12 protein-coding genes and 2 pseudogenes are annotated in these 15,477 nt (G+C 69.7%); 6 read left to right on the top strand and 8 right to left on the bottom strand.

Annotation, left to right across the window (positions count from 1 at the left end):
- Positions 1 to 5: 5 nt before the first annotated feature.
- A pseudogene (locus QFZ26_RS16095) lies at positions 6 to 1,376 on the bottom strand (FAD-binding oxidoreductase); the annotation flags it as partial.
- 74 nt (positions 1,377 to 1,450) lie between these two features.
- Between QFZ26_RS16095 and QFZ26_RS16090 the strand changes: the two are divergent.
- From QFZ26_RS16090 to QFZ26_RS16080, 3 genes are read left to right on the top strand one after another with little or no spacing between them, the layout of a single operon-like run.
- The gene (locus QFZ26_RS16090; protein ID WP_307043891.1) at positions 1,451 to 3,022 is read left to right on the top strand and encodes an AlkA N-terminal domain-containing protein; all 1,572 of its coding nucleotides are present in this window, start codon (positions 1,451 to 1,453) and stop codon (positions 3,020 to 3,022) included.
- 31 nt (positions 3,023 to 3,053) lie between these two features.
- Positions 3,054 to 3,731 carry a FadR/GntR family transcriptional regulator gene (locus QFZ26_RS16085; RefSeq protein WP_307043889.1) on the top strand — a complete coding sequence of 226 codons (678 nt, stop codon included), beginning with the start codon at positions 3,054 to 3,056 and terminating at the stop codon, positions 3,729 to 3,731.
- Between the two features lie 11 nt (positions 3,732 to 3,742).
- Positions 3,743 to 4,603 (top strand): amidohydrolase family protein, encoded by an 861-nt coding sequence (locus QFZ26_RS16080; RefSeq protein WP_307043887.1) that lies wholly within the window; start codon positions 3,743 to 3,745, stop codon positions 4,601 to 4,603.
- 62 nt (positions 4,604 to 4,665) lie between these two features.
- On the opposite strand, the gene QFZ26_RS16075 is transcribed toward QFZ26_RS16080, so the two are convergent.
- The 6 genes and pseudogenes from QFZ26_RS16075 to QFZ26_RS16050 all read right to left on the bottom strand — a co-directional run bounded on the left by QFZ26_RS16075 (position 4,666) and on the right by QFZ26_RS16050 (position 11,143).
- Positions 4,666 to 5,655, bottom strand: coding sequence for an ABC transporter substrate-binding protein (locus QFZ26_RS16075; RefSeq protein ID WP_307043885.1), 990 nt, complete (start codon positions 5,653 to 5,655; stop codon positions 4,666 to 4,668).
- A gap of 86 nt (positions 5,656 to 5,741) precedes the next feature.
- Complete coding sequence (locus tag QFZ26_RS16070; protein ID WP_307043883.1) at positions 5,742 to 6,776, bottom strand: ABC transporter permease; 1,035 nt, start codon at positions 6,774 to 6,776, stop codon at positions 5,742 to 5,744.
- Positions 6,773 to 8,308, bottom strand: coding sequence for a sugar ABC transporter ATP-binding protein (locus QFZ26_RS16065; RefSeq protein ID WP_307043881.1), 1,536 nt, complete (start codon positions 8,306 to 8,308; stop codon positions 6,773 to 6,775). Before QFZ26_RS16065 ends, QFZ26_RS16070 begins: the two co-directional genes overlap by 4 nt.
- Complete coding sequence (locus QFZ26_RS16060) at positions 8,305 to 8,745, bottom strand: RbsD/FucU family protein (RefSeq protein WP_307043878.1); 441 nt, start codon at positions 8,743 to 8,745, stop codon at positions 8,305 to 8,307. The genes QFZ26_RS16065 and QFZ26_RS16060 overlap by 4 nt, the downstream gene beginning before the upstream one ends.
- A 127-nt stretch (positions 8,746 to 8,872) precedes the next feature.
- A complete protein-coding gene (locus QFZ26_RS16055; RefSeq protein WP_307043876.1) occupies positions 8,873 to 9,841 on the bottom strand; it encodes an aldo/keto reductase in 969 nt (322 codons plus the stop codon).
- A pseudogene (locus QFZ26_RS16050) lies at positions 9,838 to 11,143 on the bottom strand (L-fuconate dehydratase). The gene QFZ26_RS16055 and the pseudogene QFZ26_RS16050 overlap by 4 nt, the downstream one beginning before the upstream one ends.
- A gap of 146 nt (positions 11,144 to 11,289) precedes the next feature.
- Here QFZ26_RS16050 and QFZ26_RS16045 point away from each other — a divergent pair.
- The 3 genes from QFZ26_RS16045 to QFZ26_RS16035 all read left to right on the top strand — a co-directional run bounded on the left by QFZ26_RS16045 (position 11,290) and on the right by QFZ26_RS16035 (position 13,876).
- Positions 11,290 to 12,138 (top strand): fumarylacetoacetate hydrolase family protein, encoded by an 849-nt coding sequence (locus tag QFZ26_RS16045; protein ID WP_307043874.1) that lies wholly within the window; start codon positions 11,290 to 11,292, stop codon positions 12,136 to 12,138.
- Positions 12,139 to 12,154: 16 nt separating this feature from the next.
- Positions 12,155 to 12,913: an SDR family NAD(P)-dependent oxidoreductase gene (locus tag QFZ26_RS16040; protein WP_307043871.1), complete on the top strand. Its 759-nt coding sequence runs from the start codon at positions 12,155 to 12,157 to the stop codon at positions 12,911 to 12,913.
- An 87-nt stretch (positions 12,914 to 13,000) separates the two neighbouring features.
- A complete protein-coding gene (locus QFZ26_RS16035) occupies positions 13,001 to 13,876 on the top strand; it encodes a fumarylacetoacetate hydrolase family protein (protein WP_307043869.1) in 876 nt (291 codons plus the stop codon).
- A gap of 13 nt (positions 13,877 to 13,889) precedes the next feature.
- Here QFZ26_RS16035 and QFZ26_RS16030 read toward each other — a convergent pair whose 3' ends face one another.
- Positions 13,890 to 15,353, bottom strand: a complete 1,464-nt coding sequence (locus QFZ26_RS16030; protein WP_307045109.1) for an aspartate ammonia-lyase — start codon at positions 15,351 to 15,353, stop codon at positions 13,890 to 13,892.
- Between the last annotated feature and the right edge of the window lie 124 nt (positions 15,354 to 15,477).

Below are 15,477 nucleotides of genomic sequence, written 5' to 3'. Positions count from 1 at the left end.
TGACCCCCGGGTTTGAGGATGCCGCTCGGATCGAACAGCGCCTTGATGCCCCGCTGCAACTCGAAGGAGTCGTCGCCGAGCTCGTCGGCGAGCCAGCGTCGCTTGAGGATGCCGACGCCATGCTCGCCCGTGAGCGTGCCGCCGAGCGCGACCGCGGCACGGAACATCTCGTCGGCGGCCGTCCAGATGTGCTCGGGAACCTCGCTGCCCGTGAACACGAAGTTCGGGTGCAGGTTGCCGTCACCGGCATGCGCGATCGTGGGGATCTCGATGCCATGCCGCCGCCCGATCTCGTCGATCGCGCGGAACATCTCGGGCAGCCGGGAGCGCGGCACCGCGACGTCTTCGATGAGCACCTGCCCCGAGGCCGCGAGCGCGGGGTGCACCGCCCGCCGGATGTCGAGCAGGCGCTGGCCCGTGGCGGCATCCGTCGACATCGTCACGCGCCCGCCGTTGGCCGCGAAGAGCGCCGCGATCTCGGCGGCCTCGACCGCGGCGCCGGCGGCGTCGCTCTGGGCGAGCAGGAACGTCTCGTCGGGGGCGATCGTCTCGAGCGGCGTGCCCGCGAGCGCCACGGGACCGAGGAAGGCGGCGACCCGTGCCAGGCCCGCCGCATCGATGAGCTCGAGCACCGCCGGGCGGATGCGGGCAGCGGTGACGGCAGCGGATGCCGCGGCGGCCGTCTCGACGTCGGGGAACGCGGCGGCGACGGTCACGGTGTCGCCGATGGTCACGGGACGCAGCCGCACGGTCGCCTCGACGATGACGCCGAGCGTGCCCTCGGAGCCCGTGAACAGGGCCGTGAGGTCATAGCCCGTGACCCCCTTGACCGTGCGGTGGCCGGTGCGGAGCAGGCGCCCGTCGGCGAGGACGACGGCGAGGCCGAGCACCGCCTCGCGCGTGACGCCGTACTTCGCGCACAGCAGGCCCCCCGCGTTGGTGGCGATGTTGCCGCCGATCGAGGCGATCGCGCGGCTCGCGGGGTCGGGCGCGAACCACATGCCGAGGGGCGCGAGCGCGTCGTTGAGGTCGCCGTTCAGCACGCCCGGCTCGACCACCGCGAGCTCGTCGGCCTCGGAGATCTCGATGATGCGGTTCATGCGCGAGAGGTCGAGCACGATCGCGCCGGGGCTCGCGATGGCGCCGCCGGCGAGCCCGGTGCCGGCCCCACGGGGCACGACCGGGGTGCCCGTCGCGTGGGCGATGCGCATGACGGCCTGGACCTCGTCGACGGATGTCGCGTGCACGACGGCGAGCGGGACCACGGCGCTCCGCCATCCGGAGCGGTCTTCCCGCGTTGCCTCGAGCGACTCGGGATCGGTGGAGACGGATGCTCCGATGGCGCGCCGGAGCTGGGAGACGACGTCGTGCGGCATCCCACCACCCTAGCGCCGGAGGCGGTGTCCGATTCCCGCCAGTCGATGTCGCCGGGCCGTGCGAGGCTGGACGCATGACCGACGCGCAGCGCACACTCAGACGGCCGGCCGATCCACTGGCCGACCCCGTCTTCGCCGAGCGATACCGGGCGATGCAGGCCCGCGACTCGCGCTTCGACGGGCAGTTCATCACGGGTGTGCACTCGACCGGCATCTACTGTCGGCCGAGCTGCCCTGCCGTCGCGCCGAAGGCCTCGAACGTGAGCTTCTACCTCACGGCAGCAGCCGCCCACGAAGCCGGTCTCCGGGCCTGTAAGCGCTGCCTGCCCGATGCGGTTCCCGGCTCCCCCGAGTGGGACCTGCGCGACGACCTCGCCGCCCGCGCGATGCGACTCATCGCCGACGGCGTGGTCGAGCGCGAGGGCGTGCCCGGGCTCGCCGCACGACTCGGCTACACGCCGCGACACGTCACGCGGGTCCTCACCGCAGAGCTCGGCGCCGGGCCGCTCGCCCTCTCCCGAGCGCACCGGGCGCAGACCGCTCGCACCCTGCTCACCGCGACCTCGTTGCCGGCCGCCGACGTCGCCTTCGCGTCGGGCTTCGGCAGCATCCGCCAGTTCAACGACACCATCCGAGCGGTCTACGAGCGCAGTCCGCTCGAGCTGCGCGCCGCAGCGCGGGTGCGCGAGCGCGAGCGCCGACCGGCTCGGCAGCCCGGGTCGCCGTCGCCCGGTTCGTCGAGCCCGCCGGCCGCAGTCGATGCCGGCGTCGTACACCTCCGCCTGCCGGCCCGGCCGCCGTTCGACGCGGCCGGCGTCTTCGCCTGGCTCGCGGCGCGGGCACTCGACGGCATCGAACTCGCGAGCGACGACCGGTACGAGCGCACCCTGCGACTGCCGGGCGGTCCGGCCGTCGTCGCCTTCGCGGGCAATCACGACGATGCGGCACCGGCCATCGAAGTCGACGCGAGACTTGCGACACTCGCCGACCTGCCGCCGCTCGTGGCAAGGGTGCGTCGGCTGTTCGACCTCGACGCCGACGCAGTGGCGATCGACGCCGCGCTCGGCAACGACCCCGCCCTCGCGGCATCCGTCGCCGAGACGCCCGGCATCCGGGTACCCGGATGCCTCGACCCGCACGAACTCGTCTTCCGCGCGCTCATCGGGCAACAGGTGTCGGTCAAGGCCGCCCGCACCTCACTCACGCGACTCGCCGTCGAACTCGGTGAGCGCATGTCCCGCGCCGACGAGGGGCCGAGCCTGCTCTTTCCCACGGCAAGTGCGATCGCCCTCGAGGGCGACACGGTGTTGCGGGGGCCGGCGGCCCGGGTGCGCACGATCCTCGATGTCGCGCAGCGTCTCGCGTCCGGCGAGCTCGTCGTCGCGTCCGAGCGCGAGCGGCATGAGCTCCAAGCCGACCTGCTCGCCATCCCCGGCATCGGCCCCTGGACGGCCGGGTACGTCGCCATGCGGGTCACCCGCGCGCCCGACGTGCTGCTCACCGGTGACCTGGCCTTGCGCAGCGGCGCCGAACGACTCGGGTTGCCCGCATCAGCCACCGCCCTGGCTGGGCTCGGCTCGCGCTGGGCCCCGTGGCGCAGCTACGCGTCGATGCACCTCTGGCGCGCCGCGGGCGTAAAGATCTGACGTCTGCCCGCTGCCGCGCTACGATGCGACCATGGCGGTCACCGACGAAGCAATTCTGCGCATCAAAGAGATGATCCTCGCTGGTGAGCTGTCACCCGGCGATCGGCTCCCGCCCGAGAAGGAGCTGAGCGAGCGTCTCGGACTCTCGCGATCCTCATTGCGCGAGGCCGTGAAGGCGCTCGAGGTCATCCGGGTGCTCGACGTGCGCCGGGGCGACGGCACCTACGTCACGAGCCTCGAGCCGCGACTCCTCCTCGAGGCGATGTCGTTCGTCGTCGACCTGCACGACGACCAGTCGGTGCTCGAGATCTTCGCCGTCCGCCGCATCCTCGAGCCTGCCGCGTCGGCGCTCGCCGCCGCGAACGCCGACGACGCCCAGCTCGCCCGACTCCGCGAGACCGTTGCGCAGGTCGACCACGCCGCCGGTGTCGAAGACCTCGTCGCCCATGACCTCGAGTTCCACCGCGGCATCGCCGACTCCACCGGCAACACCTATCTCGCCAGCCTCATCGACTCCCTGTCGAGCCACACCGTGCGCGCCCGCATCTGGCGAGGCATCACCCAGGAGGGCGCCGTCGAGCGCACCCTGCAGGAGCACCACGCGATCCTCGACGCGATCGATGCCCATGACGCCGAGCTCGCCTCCGCGCTCACCGTGGTGCACGTGAGCGGCATCGAGCAGTGGCTGCGCGCCGCCGCGCAGTCCTAGGAAGGCGTCCGATGCACGTCGTCGACTCGCACACCCACATCTGGGATCCACGACGCTTCGACTACCCGTGGCTCAACGGGCTCGAACCGCTCGACCGACCGATGCTGCCCACCGACATCGACCGCGCCGGTGGCCGCGTCAGCGCGATGGTCTTCGTGCAGGCCGACTGCGACTCGCGCAGCGCGCTCGATGAGGCGCGCTGGGTCGATGGGCTCGATTGGCCGGAGCTCGCGGGAATCGTGGCCGGCGTCGACCTCCGCGACCGCGTCGGCCTCGCCGCGCACCTCGACGCCCTCACGCAGATGCGGCGTGTGGTCGGTGTGCGCCATCTCCTGCAGGGCGAGCCCGACGACTTCTTCAGGAGCCCGGCCCTGCGCGACGGGCTCGTTGCGCTCGCGGAGCGCCGGTTGACGTTCGACGCCTGCGTGCGGCACGAACAACTCCCCCTGCTCGCGTCGCTGCTCGAGCAGTCGCCATCGCTGCGAGTCGTCGTCGATCATCTCGGCAAGCCGCCGGTCGACGAGGGCATCGACGGGGAGTCGGGCCGGCGATGGGCTTCAGCAATCGACGACCTCGCCGCGCTCGATTCGGTGAGCATCAAGGTCTCGGGGCTCGCGCCCGAGGCTCGCGACGCCGCGTCGCTCGACCGGAATGCGGCCGCCTTCATCCGGCACGCGGTCGAGGCGTTCGGCGCCGATCGCTCGATGGTCGGAAGCGACTGGCCCGTCAGTGCGAAGCTCGGAGCCGCGGGCACGTTCGGCGAGTGGATCGACCGGGTGCACGCCGCGACGAACCCGTCGACCACCGAGCGGGAGGCGGTCGACGCCGCAACCGCGACCTCGTTCTACGGACTGCCCGGCACCGCGCCCTGAGCAGCCCGACTGCGCGGAGAAGGGGCGCCGGCCGACGCCGACACCCCTCGTGGCATCGTTCCCTACTCGTAGAGGACGGCCTGGATCTCCTCGTCGTCGATGTTCGACGCGTCGTACCAGTAGTAGCCCGTGTCGATGGTCTTCGGCAGGTCCTTGCCGTCGAGCGCCTCGACGGCCGCCTTCACCGTCTCATAGCCGATGCCGACCGGGTTCTGCGTGATCGCGCCGATCATGAGTCCGTCGCGGATCGCATCCATCTGCGCCTTGCCCGAGTCGAACCCGACCACGACGAGCTGCGTCGGGTCGATGCCGAGCTCCTTGACGGCCTGCACGACACCGATCGCCGAACCCTCGTTCGAGCCGTAGATGCCCTTCAGGTCGGGATTGGCCGAGATGATCGCCTTGGCGAGGTCGGCGGACTTCGCCTGGTCGCCGCCACCGTACTGCACGTCGACGATCTCGATGTTCGGCTCGTTCTCCTCCATGTAGTCCACGAACCCGTCGCGGCGTTCCTGGCCGGTCACCGAGGTCTGGTCGTGCACCACGAGCGCGACCTTGCCCTCGTGCCCGACCGCCTCGGCCATCTGCTTGGCGGCCTCGGCTGCGGCAGCGGTGTTGTCGGTTGCCGCGGTGGTCAGCGGGATGTCGCTCTCGACACCCGAGTCGAACGCGATCACCGGAATGCCGGCATCCTTCGCCTGCTGCAGCAGCGGGCCGGCCGCCTGACTGTCGAGCGCCGCGAACCCGATCGCCGCCGGGTTCTTGTCGAGGGCGGTCTGCAGCATCTGGATCTGCTGGTCGACATCGGCTTCCGTGTCGGGACCCTCGAAGGTGATCTCGACGTCGAACTCCTCGGCGGCCTGCTCGGCCCCCGTCTTCACGGCCTGCCAGAACTGGTGCTGGAACCCTTTCGAGACGAGTGCGATGTACGGCTTGTCGCCGCCGCCCCCCTCGTCGGATCCGCTGCCGCCGCCATCGTTGGCGCAACCGGCGAGGATGAGGGCTGCGGCAACCGCGCCGGCGATGGCGCCCATCGTGCGCTTCTTGAACATGCTCACTCCTTGGTGTTGTGGTGGGTATTCGCGGGTGGAGCGCGTGCGACCGAGTGCCTGGGTCAGGGGCAGCGCTCCGGGTCTGGTCAGGTGCGACGACGTCGCAGCATGTCGAGGTAGACGGCGACGAGGATCACGATGCCCACGGCGACGGATTGCCACTCCTGGGGAACGGAGATGATGCGCAGGCCGTTCGTGAGGACGGCCATGATGAGGGCGCCGATGACGGTGCCGACGATCGAGCCCTTGCCGCCCTGCAGCGACGTGCCGCCGATCACGACGGCGGCGATCGCCTCGAGCTCGAGGCCCATGCCGCCCGTCGGCTGCGCCGACGAGAGACGTGATGCGCTGAGCACTCCGGCGAGTCCGACGAAGAGCCCGGCGAGCGTGTAGACGATGATCTTCCAGCGCCGCACGTTGACGCCCGAGAGCGCCGTCGCCGCCTCGTTCGAACCGATCGAGAAGGTGTAGCGGCCGACGATGGTCTTCGACAGCAGCACCGCGGCCACCACGATCATCACGATGAAGATCGCGACGCCGAGCGGGAAACGCATGCCCGGAACGATCGAGAGGTTCATGATCGACTGGAAGTCGGGCGTCTCGGTGAAGTAGATCGGCTTGGTACCGGAGATCACGAGCGACAGGCCTGCGGCGATCAGCATCATGCCCAGCGTCGCGATGAAGGGCGGGATGCCGAACACCGAGATGTTCACGCCGTTGATGAACCCGATGAGCGCCCCGAACAGGATCGTCGCCCCGACGCCTGCCCACAGGGGCCACCCCAGGTAGGTGAGGAAGACGCCGGCCATCACGCCGCAGAGCACCATCGCGGTGCCGATCGAGAGGTCGATTCCGCCGGTGATGATGACGAAGGTCGTGCCGAGCGCGAGGATGCCCGTGACGGTCGCGGCGGTCAGGATCGAGACGAGGTTGTTCGTCGTGAAGAAGTGCGGGCTCGCGAACGAGAACACCGCCACGATGACGATGAGGCTCGCGAATGCGAGGAGCTGCTGCACCGAGCCCCGGAGCCACGCGAGTCGTGGCGTCCCGGCCTCGACCGCGGCGAACGCCGTGGTCGACGGGGTCGGACCGGAGGTCGGTTGCGTGGTCGTCGGGCTCATTGTGCGATCGTTCCTTCGCTTGAGAATCGGGTGGCGTAGTCCATGAGGTTCTCCTGCGTGGCGTCGGCGTTGTCGAGCACCGCAGTGAGCCGACCCTCGGCCATCACGGCGATGCGGTCGGAGAGGCGGAGCACCTCGGGCAGCTCCGAGGAGATCATGATGACGGCCTTCCCCTGGTCGGCGAGTTGCCGCAGGAGCGTGTAGATCTCCTCCTTGGCTCCGACGTCGATGCCGCGCGTCGGCTCGTCGAAGATGAGGACGTCGCAGTCCTTCGCGAGCCATTTCGCGATGACGACCTTCTGCTGGTTCCCGCCGGAGAGATTCCGCACGAGCTGTGCGGTCGACGGGGTCTTGATGCGGAGCTTCTCGACGTACTCGCGGCCCGTGGCCTCGATTCGACCGTCGCGCACGAAGCCGAGGCGCGTGACATAGTCGCGCAGGGACGCGAGCACGATGTTCTCGCGCACGCTGCGCTCGAGGAGCACGCCGAGCTGCTTGCGGTCCTCGGAGAGGTAGCCGATGCCGAGCTTCGCCGCCTCGGCCGGATTCGTGATCGTGACCGCCCGGCCGCGCACGAGGATCTCGCCGGCATCGAGGCGGTCGGCGCCGACGATCGCCCGGGCGACCTCGGTGCGCCCTGCGCCCATGAGCCCGGCGAAGCCGAGGATCTCACCGGCGTGGACCTCGAAGCTCACGCCGCGCAGCAGGTTCTTGGTGCTGAGGTTGCGGACCGAGAGCATCGGCTCGCCCTCGTGCGGCGTCGAGGCCGGTCGCTGCTCGCCGGTGATCTCCCGGCCCACCATGAGCGAGATGATCTCCTTCGGATCGGTCTCGGCGGTCACCCTCGTGCCGACGTAACGCCCGTCGCGCAGAACCGTGACCCGATCGGAGATGCGCGCCAGCTCCTCCATGCGGTGGGAGATGTAGATCACCCCGGTCTCGGGCGTGCGGAACCGCCGGATCAGGTCCAGCAGCACGTCGACTTCGGCGTCGTTCAGCGCTGCGGTGGGCTCGTCCATGATGAGGACCTTGGCGTCGAACGAGAGCGCCTTCGCGATCTCGACCATCTGCTGCCTGGCGACCGTGAGCTGCTCGACGCGCTCGGACGGGTCGAGCGCGAGCCCCAGCCGGTCGAACAGCTCCTGCGCGCGACGGTTCAGGGCGCGATCGTCGAGGAACACCCCGGCGCTGCGTTGCTCGCGGCCGATGAAGATGTTCTGCGCGACCGTGAGGTCGGGCATGAGGTTGAACTCCTGGTGGATGATCGAGATGCCGAGCTCCTGCGCGTGGCGCGGCCCCTCGATCGCGAGTTCCTCCCCGTTCAGCCGGAACGTGCCGGTGTCGGGGGTGTAGATGCCCGCCAGCAGCTTCATGAGCGTCGACTTGCCGGCGCCGTTCTCGCCGACGAGCGCGAGCACCTCGCCATGGCGGAGGTCGAGCCGCACATCATCGAGCGCCTGCACGCCGGGGAACCCCTTGCTCACACCCTCGACGTGGAGCAGCGGCGTTGCGGAATCGGTGCTCGCCGTCATCGTGCGGCTCCCGTCGGATCGTAGCGGTTCACGACGCCCTTGCGGACGATGAGGTTGCCGTAGGGCCGGAGCTCGCCGGTACGCACCAGGAGGCGTGCGCTCGCGGCCCGCTCGTAGAAGGCGAAGCGCTCGAGTTCGTCCACGCGGTCGGGCGAGGCATCCGCGGCCTCGACGAGCTCGTGCTGCACCGGGAGCCGTTCGCCGCCCTCTGCGGCCATGAGCAGAACGGATGCCCCCTCGTACGAGTCGAGCGGCAGCACCGTGCGGATCGCGCCGACGACCGCGGGGGCAGCGAGGCCCGCCGCCTCGATGACCGTCTCGCCGATGCGATGCGCGGGAAAGTTCGCGTCGGCGACGACGAGCTCGTCGCCGTGGCCGAGACGATCGAGCGCGGCGAGCAGCTCGCCGCTGAGGATCGGGTGGATGCCGCTCAGCACGTTCGCCTCTCTTCCTTGAGATTCGGGATGAGTGTACTGCTCATCCGATGTTTGATCAGCCCTCAGGACACATTGTTGTGATTCTGCATCATTCGACCACGAGAGGTCGGATTACTGGTTTCGATCGTCACGGAATGAGCCCGTCGGCACGCAGCGAGTCCCAGAACCCGTCGGGCACCGTCGCGTGCACCCGATCGATGTTCTGGCGGATGTCTGCGGCTCGCGCCGACCCGACCACCACCGACCGGACCGCCGGATGCTGCAGCGGATACTGGAGCGCTGCCGCAGGCAGCGACACGCCCGCGGCGCGGCACGCCTCCGCGAGGCGCCCGGTGTGCGCGAGCACCTCGGGAGGTACTTCGCCGTAGTTGTATCGCGCGGTGCGATCGGGCGCGTCAGTGGCGAGCAGCCCCGAGTTGAAGACCGCCGCCGCCACCACGCCGACGCCGCGCTCCTCGCAGAGCGGCAGCAGCTCGTCGCGCGCCGGCTGCTCGATGAGCGTGTAGCGACCGGCGATCATCACGAGATCGAGGTCGGCCTCGCGCACCGCGCGGGCCGCGGCATCCGCGCTGTTGGTGCCGATGCCGATGGCGCCGACGACGCCCTCGTCGCGGAGCTTCACGAGCGCGGGGAGCCCTTCGCGGAGGCCGCGGTCGAGGTCGTACGCGTCTGGGTCGTGCAGGAAGGCGATATCGATGCGGTCGAGTCCGAGTCGCTCGAGCGAGTCCTCGATGCTGCGCCGCACGCCGGCCTCGCTCGGGTCGAACCGTCGGACGGTCTCGTCCGGTACGGCGAAGTCGGCGGCGAGGTCGTCGCCGCCGGAGAACTCAGGATTCGGGTCGAGCACGCGGCCGACCTTCGTCGAAAGCACGTACTCGTCGTCTGGACGAGTGCGCAGGAATGCGCCGAGCCGGCGCTCTGACAATCCGAGACCGTAGTGCGGAGCGGTGTCGAAGTAACGGATGCCGCCATCCCAGGCGGCGGCGAGCGCGGCATCGGCCTCGGCGTCGCCGACCTCGCGGTAGAGGTTGCCGATCGACGCGGCGCCGTACCCGATGGGCCCGAGCCGCTCGGGGGAGGTCAGGTCGGCGGTCACAGCGCCACCTCGCCGGCGTGCACGCCCTGCCAGGCATACTCCTCGACGGATGCCGCGAGCATCTCAGTGCCGGCGCCCGGTGCCGTGGGGGTGACGTAGCGGCCGCGCTCGATCACGACGGGCGTGACGAAATGCTCGTGCAGGTGGTCGACGTATTCGATCATGCGTCCTTCCATCGTGCCCGACAGCGCGACGTAGTCGAACATCGAGAGATGCTGCACGGCCTCGCAGAGCCCGACCCCGCCCGCGTGCGGGCAGACCGGCACGCCGAACTTCGCGGCGAGCAGGAGATTCGCGATGTTCTCGTTGACGCCGCCGACGCGCGTGGCGTCGATCTGCATGACCTGCATGCCGCCAGCCTGGAGCAGCTGCTTGAACACCACGCGGTTCTGCACGTGCTCGCCCGTGGCGACGCGGATCGGGGCCACGCCGCGCGCGATCGCCGCGTGTCCGAGCACGTCGTCGGGGCTCGTCGGCTCCTCGATCCAGGCGGGCTCGAACTCGGCGAGGGCGTTCACCCACTCGATCGCAGCGGCGACGTCCCACCGCTGGTTCGCGTCGACGGCGATCGGATACCCCTCGCCGACCGCAGCGCGCGCGATCCGCAGACGACGCACGTCGTCGTCGAGGCTCGCACCCACCTTGAGCTTGATCTGGGGGAATCCGTCGGCCACGGCTTCGCGGCAGAGCCGGTCGAGCTTCTCGTCGGAGTAGCCGAGCCAGCCCGGCGTGGTGGTGTACGCCGGATAGCCCGAGGCGAGCAGGGTCTCGATGCGCTCGGCGCGGCCGGACTCCGCGCTGCGGAACAGCTCGAGCGCCTCCTCGGGGGTGATCGCGTCGCTGAGGTAGCGGAAGTCGACGAGGTCGACGAGCTCTTCGGGGCTCAGTGTCGAGAGGAGCTGCCAGAGCGGCAGGCCGGCGCGCTTGGCCTTGAGATCCCACAGGGCGTTGAGCACCGCCCCGATGGCCATGTGCATGACCCCCTTCTCGGGCCCGAGCCAGCGCAGCTGGGAGTCGTGCGCGAGGAGCCGCCAGGTCGCGCCCATGTCACCGAGGAGTTGCTCGACGTCCCGGCCGAGCAGGTGACCGCGAAGTGCCTCGAGCGCTGCGACCTCGACGTCGTTTCCCCGGCCGATGGTGAACACGAACGCGTGGCCCGAGAGGCCGTCTGGGGGCATCCGTGCCGACGACGACGTATGCCGCCGAGTAGTCGGGATCGGGGTTCATCGCGTCGGAGCCGTCGAGCTCGAGGGAAGTCGGGAAGCGGATGTCCCGGGTGTCTACGCTGACGATCGTGCTCATTGCGTCCTTTCGTGGCGAACTCGAGCATAAACATCGGATGTCTGTGCTGTCAACTCTTGGAAGGTATGCAAGAATCTTCCTCATTCCGCACTGACAACAGCTGAGAGCTCAGATGTTCATGGAGTGCTTCAACGGAGAGGACCCATATGAGATTCGCCCGCCTCGGCGCAGCCGGCGCCGAGATCCCCGTCGTCATCGATGCGGGGCGCACGCTCGACCTGCGCCCCGTCACCGCCGACATCGATGGCGCATTCCTCGCCGACGGCGGCGTGGAGCGAGCACGGGCCGCCGTCGCCGCGAGCAGCCTCCCCGAGCTTCCGGATGCCGCGTCGCTTCGCGTTGGATCCCCCATCGCGCGCCCGTCTGCCGTGTACTGCATCGGCATGAACTACGCGGCCCACGCCGCCGAGTCCGGGTCTGAGCCACCCACCCAGCTCGTCATGTTCATGAAGTCGCCGAATACGGTCGTCGGTCCGTTCGACGACGTCACGATCCCCCGAGGCAGTGCGAAGACCGACTGGGAGGTGGAGCTCGGCATCGTCATCGGCGCTCGGGCGAGCTACCTCGACTCCGCCGCGGACGCGAGTGCCCACATCGCCGGATACGTCACGGTCAACGACCTCTCCGAGCGCGACTGGCAGCTCGCGACCTCGGGCGGCCAGTGGAGCAAGGGCAAGAGCGCGCCCGGCTTCTGCCCGACCGGCCCGTGGCTCGTCACCGGCGACGACGTGGACGCCGACGACGTGCGCCTGCGGAGCTTCGTCAATGGAGAACCCCGTCAGGACTCGCGCACGAGCGACCTCATCTTCGGCATCGACACGATCGTCTGGCAGCTGAGCCAGGTGCTCGCGCTCGAGCCGGGCGATCTCGTGCTCACGGGCACGCCGGAGGGCGTGGCGCTCTCGGGTCGCTTCCCGTACCTCGCCCCTGGCGACGTCGTCGAGCTCGAGATCGACGGACTCGGGCGCCAGCGCCAGAGCTACGTTTCGGCCTGATCCGGAAGGGACCATCATGAACCAGGACTTCACCGACCTCATCGCCATCGTCACCGGCGGCGCCTCCGGCATCGGCGCCGCGATCGCGGGCCGTCTCAAGTCGGGCGGCGCGCGGGTCGCCGTCTTCGACCTGCAGCCGGATGGCGCACCGCACGCCGACCTCGCCATCGCCGTCGACGTCGCCGACGATGCGAGCGTACGAGCGGCCGTTGAGCGGGTCGCCGCCGAGTTCGGCCGTATCGACATCGTCGTGAACAACGCGGGCATCGGCGCGCAGGGCACGATCGAGGCGAACGCCGACGACGAATGGCACCGCGTCTTCGACATCAACGTGCTCGGCATGGTGCGTGTCGCGCGGGCCGCACTCCCGCACCTGCGCCGCTCCCCCGCCGCTGCGATCGTGAACACCTCATCGATCGCCGCGACCGCCGGTCTCCCCGAGCGGGCCCTCTACAGCGCCAGCAAAGGTGCCGTCGCCGCGTTGACACGGGCGATGGCCGCTGATCATCTGCGCCAGGGCGTCCGGGTGAACGCCGTGAACCCGGGAACCGCCGACACCCCCTGGATTGGCCGCCTCCTCGCCTCGGCGCCCGACCCGGCCACCGAGCGCGCCGCCCTCGAGGCACGCCAGCCGCATGGCCGGCTGGTCTCGGCCGATGAGGTCGCCGAGGCGGTCGCGTACCTCGCCAGCCCGAACGCCGGCTCGACGACTGGTGTGGCGCTCGCCGTCGACGGCGGCATGCAGGAGCTTCGCCTGCGACCGGCGGCGCACTGATCGATTGTCGACGTCACGGCGCATTCGGGCCGGTTCGTTGTACACCCCGCACAGTCACGCCACGAGCCGGCCCGATAGCCTGAAGGAGTGAGATTCGCCCACCTCAGAGTCGAAGGCCAGACCACCCCTCGGCTCGCGGCGGTGGTCGGAGACTCCGCGATCTTCCTCGACGAGATCATGGAGCGCGCCCCGCGCGACCTCCAAGACCTCATCGAACGCGGCGATGCCGGCCTCGCAGAGGCCCGCATCGCGGTCGATGCCGGCCTTGCAGCCGGCGCCGAGCTCACGGCCGTCGCGCAGCTGCGTCATTCTTCGGCCGTGCTGCGCCCCGCGCAGGTCATCGCGATCGGCGCGAACTACGCCGCGCACGCCTCCGAGCTGAAGCTGCGCTCCGAGACCGCGATGACGATCTTCTCCCTCTGGCCGAACTCGCTCACGGGCCACGGCGCCACCACCACCTGGCCCGAAGACCTCACGAAGCAGGTCGACTACGAGGCCGAGCTCGGCGTCATCATCGGCAGGCCGGCGCGAGGCGTGCACGCGCGCGACGCGCTCGACTACGTCTGGGGATACACGGTCGTCAACGACATCACCGCGCGCGACCTGCAGTTCAGCGAGGCGCAGTGGTCGCGCTGCAAGTCGTTCGACGGCTTCACACCGACGGGCCCGGTCGTCGTCACGGCCGATGAGATCGCCGATCCGCAAGACCTCTGGCTGACCACGAACGTCGATGGCCGCATCCTGCAGGATGCCTCCACCAGCGAGATGGTGCGCAGCGTCGCCGAGATCATCTCGTACCTCTCGCGCTCGGCCACCATCCCGCCGGGCACGCTCATCTCGACCGGAAGTCCGGGCGGCGCCGGCTACTCGCGCAACCCGCAGGTGTTCCTCCGCGACGGCGCGACCGTCACCGTCTCGATCGGCGGCATCGGCTCGCTCACCACCCACTGCCGCGTCATCTGAGCGTCGCTGGCGGCTACTCCGACGGCTCGCCCTGCAGGTCGATGACCGGAATGGCGGTCGTGATCGGGTGGATGCCCGAGAGCCGTGACGGCGCGAGCTGCCGCACGACGTCGCTCCGGCTCATCAGACCTGCCTCGACCACGAGGTCGGCGACCGGACGGCCGGTCGCCAGGGCCTCTTTCGCGATGACCGCCGCGGCAGTGTAGCCGATGAACGGGATCAGGGCGGTGATGACGCCGACGCTCGAGGCCACCATCGAGTCGAGTCGCTCGACGTTCGCCGTGATGCCGTCGACGCAGTTGACGCGGAGGGTCCAGCACGCCTGCCGCAGCCAGACGATCGACTGCAGCAGCGAGTGGGCGATCACGGGTTCGAAGGCGTTCAGCTGCAGCTGGCCCGCCTCGGCGGCCATGGTCACCGTGACGTCGGTGCCCGCGATCGCGTAGGCGACCTGGCTGACGGCCTCGGGGATGACCGGATTGACCTTGCCCGGCATGATGCTCGAGCCGGCTTGGCGGGGCGGGAGGTTGATCTCGCCGAAGCCCGCCTGCGGGCCAGAGGAGAGCAGGCGGAGGTCGTTGCAGATCTTCGACAGCTTGATGGCACTGCGCTTGAGCGAGCCCGAGAAGGACATGAACGCGCCCGCGTCGCTCGTCGACTCGATGAGGTCGGGCGCGGACTCGAGGCTGAGTCCGGTGATCTCGTTCAGATGACGCACGGCGGCAGCGCCGTAGCCGGGGTCGGCCGTGATGCCGGTGCCGATCGCGGTGGCGCCGAGGTTGATCTCGGAGAGCAGCCAGATGGTCTCGGTGAGACGGGCGTGGTCTTCGCCGAGCGTCGTGGCGAAGCCGTGGAACTCCTGGCCGAGGGTCATCGGCACCGCGTCCTGCAGCTGGGTGCGCCCCACCTTCAGCACCTCGTGGAACTCCTGGGCCTTGCGACTGAACGACTGCCGGAGCAGCTCCAGCTCGGTGAGGAGCGTCTTGAGCGAGAATGCGAGCGAGATCTTCAGTGCTGTGGGGTAGGTGTCGTTCGTCGACTGGCTGCGGTTCACGTCGTCGATGGGGTGAACGACGTCGTAGCGTGCCTTCTCGTAGCCGGCGATCTCGAGCGCGAGGTTCGCGATGACCTCGTTCGCGTTCATGTTGGTCGACGTTCCCGCGCCGCCCTGGATGACGCCGACCACGAACTGGTCGTGGTGCTCGCCGTCGATGATGCGCTGGCACGCCTCGTCGATCCACGCCGACTTCTCGGCGTTCAGCACGCCGACCTCGCGGTTGGCGCGGGCGGCGGCCTGCTTCACCGAGGCGAGGGCGACGATGAGGTCGGGGTAGACCGAGATGGGCCGCTTGGAGATCGGGAAGTTCTCGAGTGCGCGCATCGTGTGCACGCCCCAGTAGGCGTCGGCCGGAACCTCGACGGAGCCGAGCGAGTCGGTCTCGGTGCGGGTGGGCTCTCCGGGGCCCGGAAAGTGCATGCTGGCCCCCAGGGTGTCGGGATCGGACAGGTGTGCGGTCGGGTTCGACACAGTTGGCTCCATTGCCGTTCGGTTGCGCTTGTGGCGCGTGTTCACTCGAACCGAGCCTATCGCCCGCCACGTT

It is taken from the genome of Agromyces ramosus, from assembly GCF_030817175.1.
In the GTDB taxonomy this organism is placed as follows: domain Bacteria; phylum Actinomycetota; class Actinomycetes; order Actinomycetales; family Microbacteriaceae; genus Agromyces; species Agromyces ramosus_A.
Note: the sequence above shows the minus strand (reverse complement) of the source record. Positions and strands in the feature narration are given on the sequence as shown.

What these genes read in the sequence shown, in the direction of transcription:
- QFZ26_RS16090 (WP_307043891.1), top strand. Translation starts at nt 1,451, where the DNA reads ATGACCGACGCGCAGCGCACACTCAGACGGCCGGCCGATCCACTGGCC.
- QFZ26_RS16085 (WP_307043889.1), top strand. Translation starts at nt 3,054, where the DNA reads ATGGCGGTCACCGACGAAGCAATTCTGCGCATCAAAGAGATGATCCTC.
- QFZ26_RS16080 (WP_307043887.1), top strand. Translation starts at nt 3,743, where the DNA reads ATGCACGTCGTCGACTCGCACACCCACATCTGGGATCCACGACGCTTC.
- QFZ26_RS16075 (WP_307043885.1), bottom strand. Translation starts at nt 5,655, where the DNA reads ATGTTCAAGAAGCGCACGATGGGCGCCATCGCCGGCGCGGTTGCCGCA.
- QFZ26_RS16070 (WP_307043883.1), bottom strand. Translation starts at nt 6,776, where the DNA reads ATGAGCCCGACGACCACGCAACCGACCTCCGGTCCGACCCCGTCGACC.
- QFZ26_RS16065 (WP_307043881.1), bottom strand. Translation starts at nt 8,308, where the DNA reads ATGACGGCGAGCACCGATTCCGCAACGCCGCTGCTCCACGTCGAGGGT.
- QFZ26_RS16045 (WP_307043874.1), top strand. Translation starts at nt 11,290, where the DNA reads ATGAGATTCGCCCGCCTCGGCGCAGCCGGCGCCGAGATCCCCGTCGTC.
- QFZ26_RS16040 (WP_307043871.1), top strand. Translation starts at nt 12,155, where the DNA reads ATGAACCAGGACTTCACCGACCTCATCGCCATCGTCACCGGCGGCGCC.
- QFZ26_RS16030 (WP_307045109.1), bottom strand. Translation starts at nt 15,353, where the DNA reads ATGCACTTTCCGGGCCCCGGAGAGCCCACCCGCACCGAGACCGACTCG.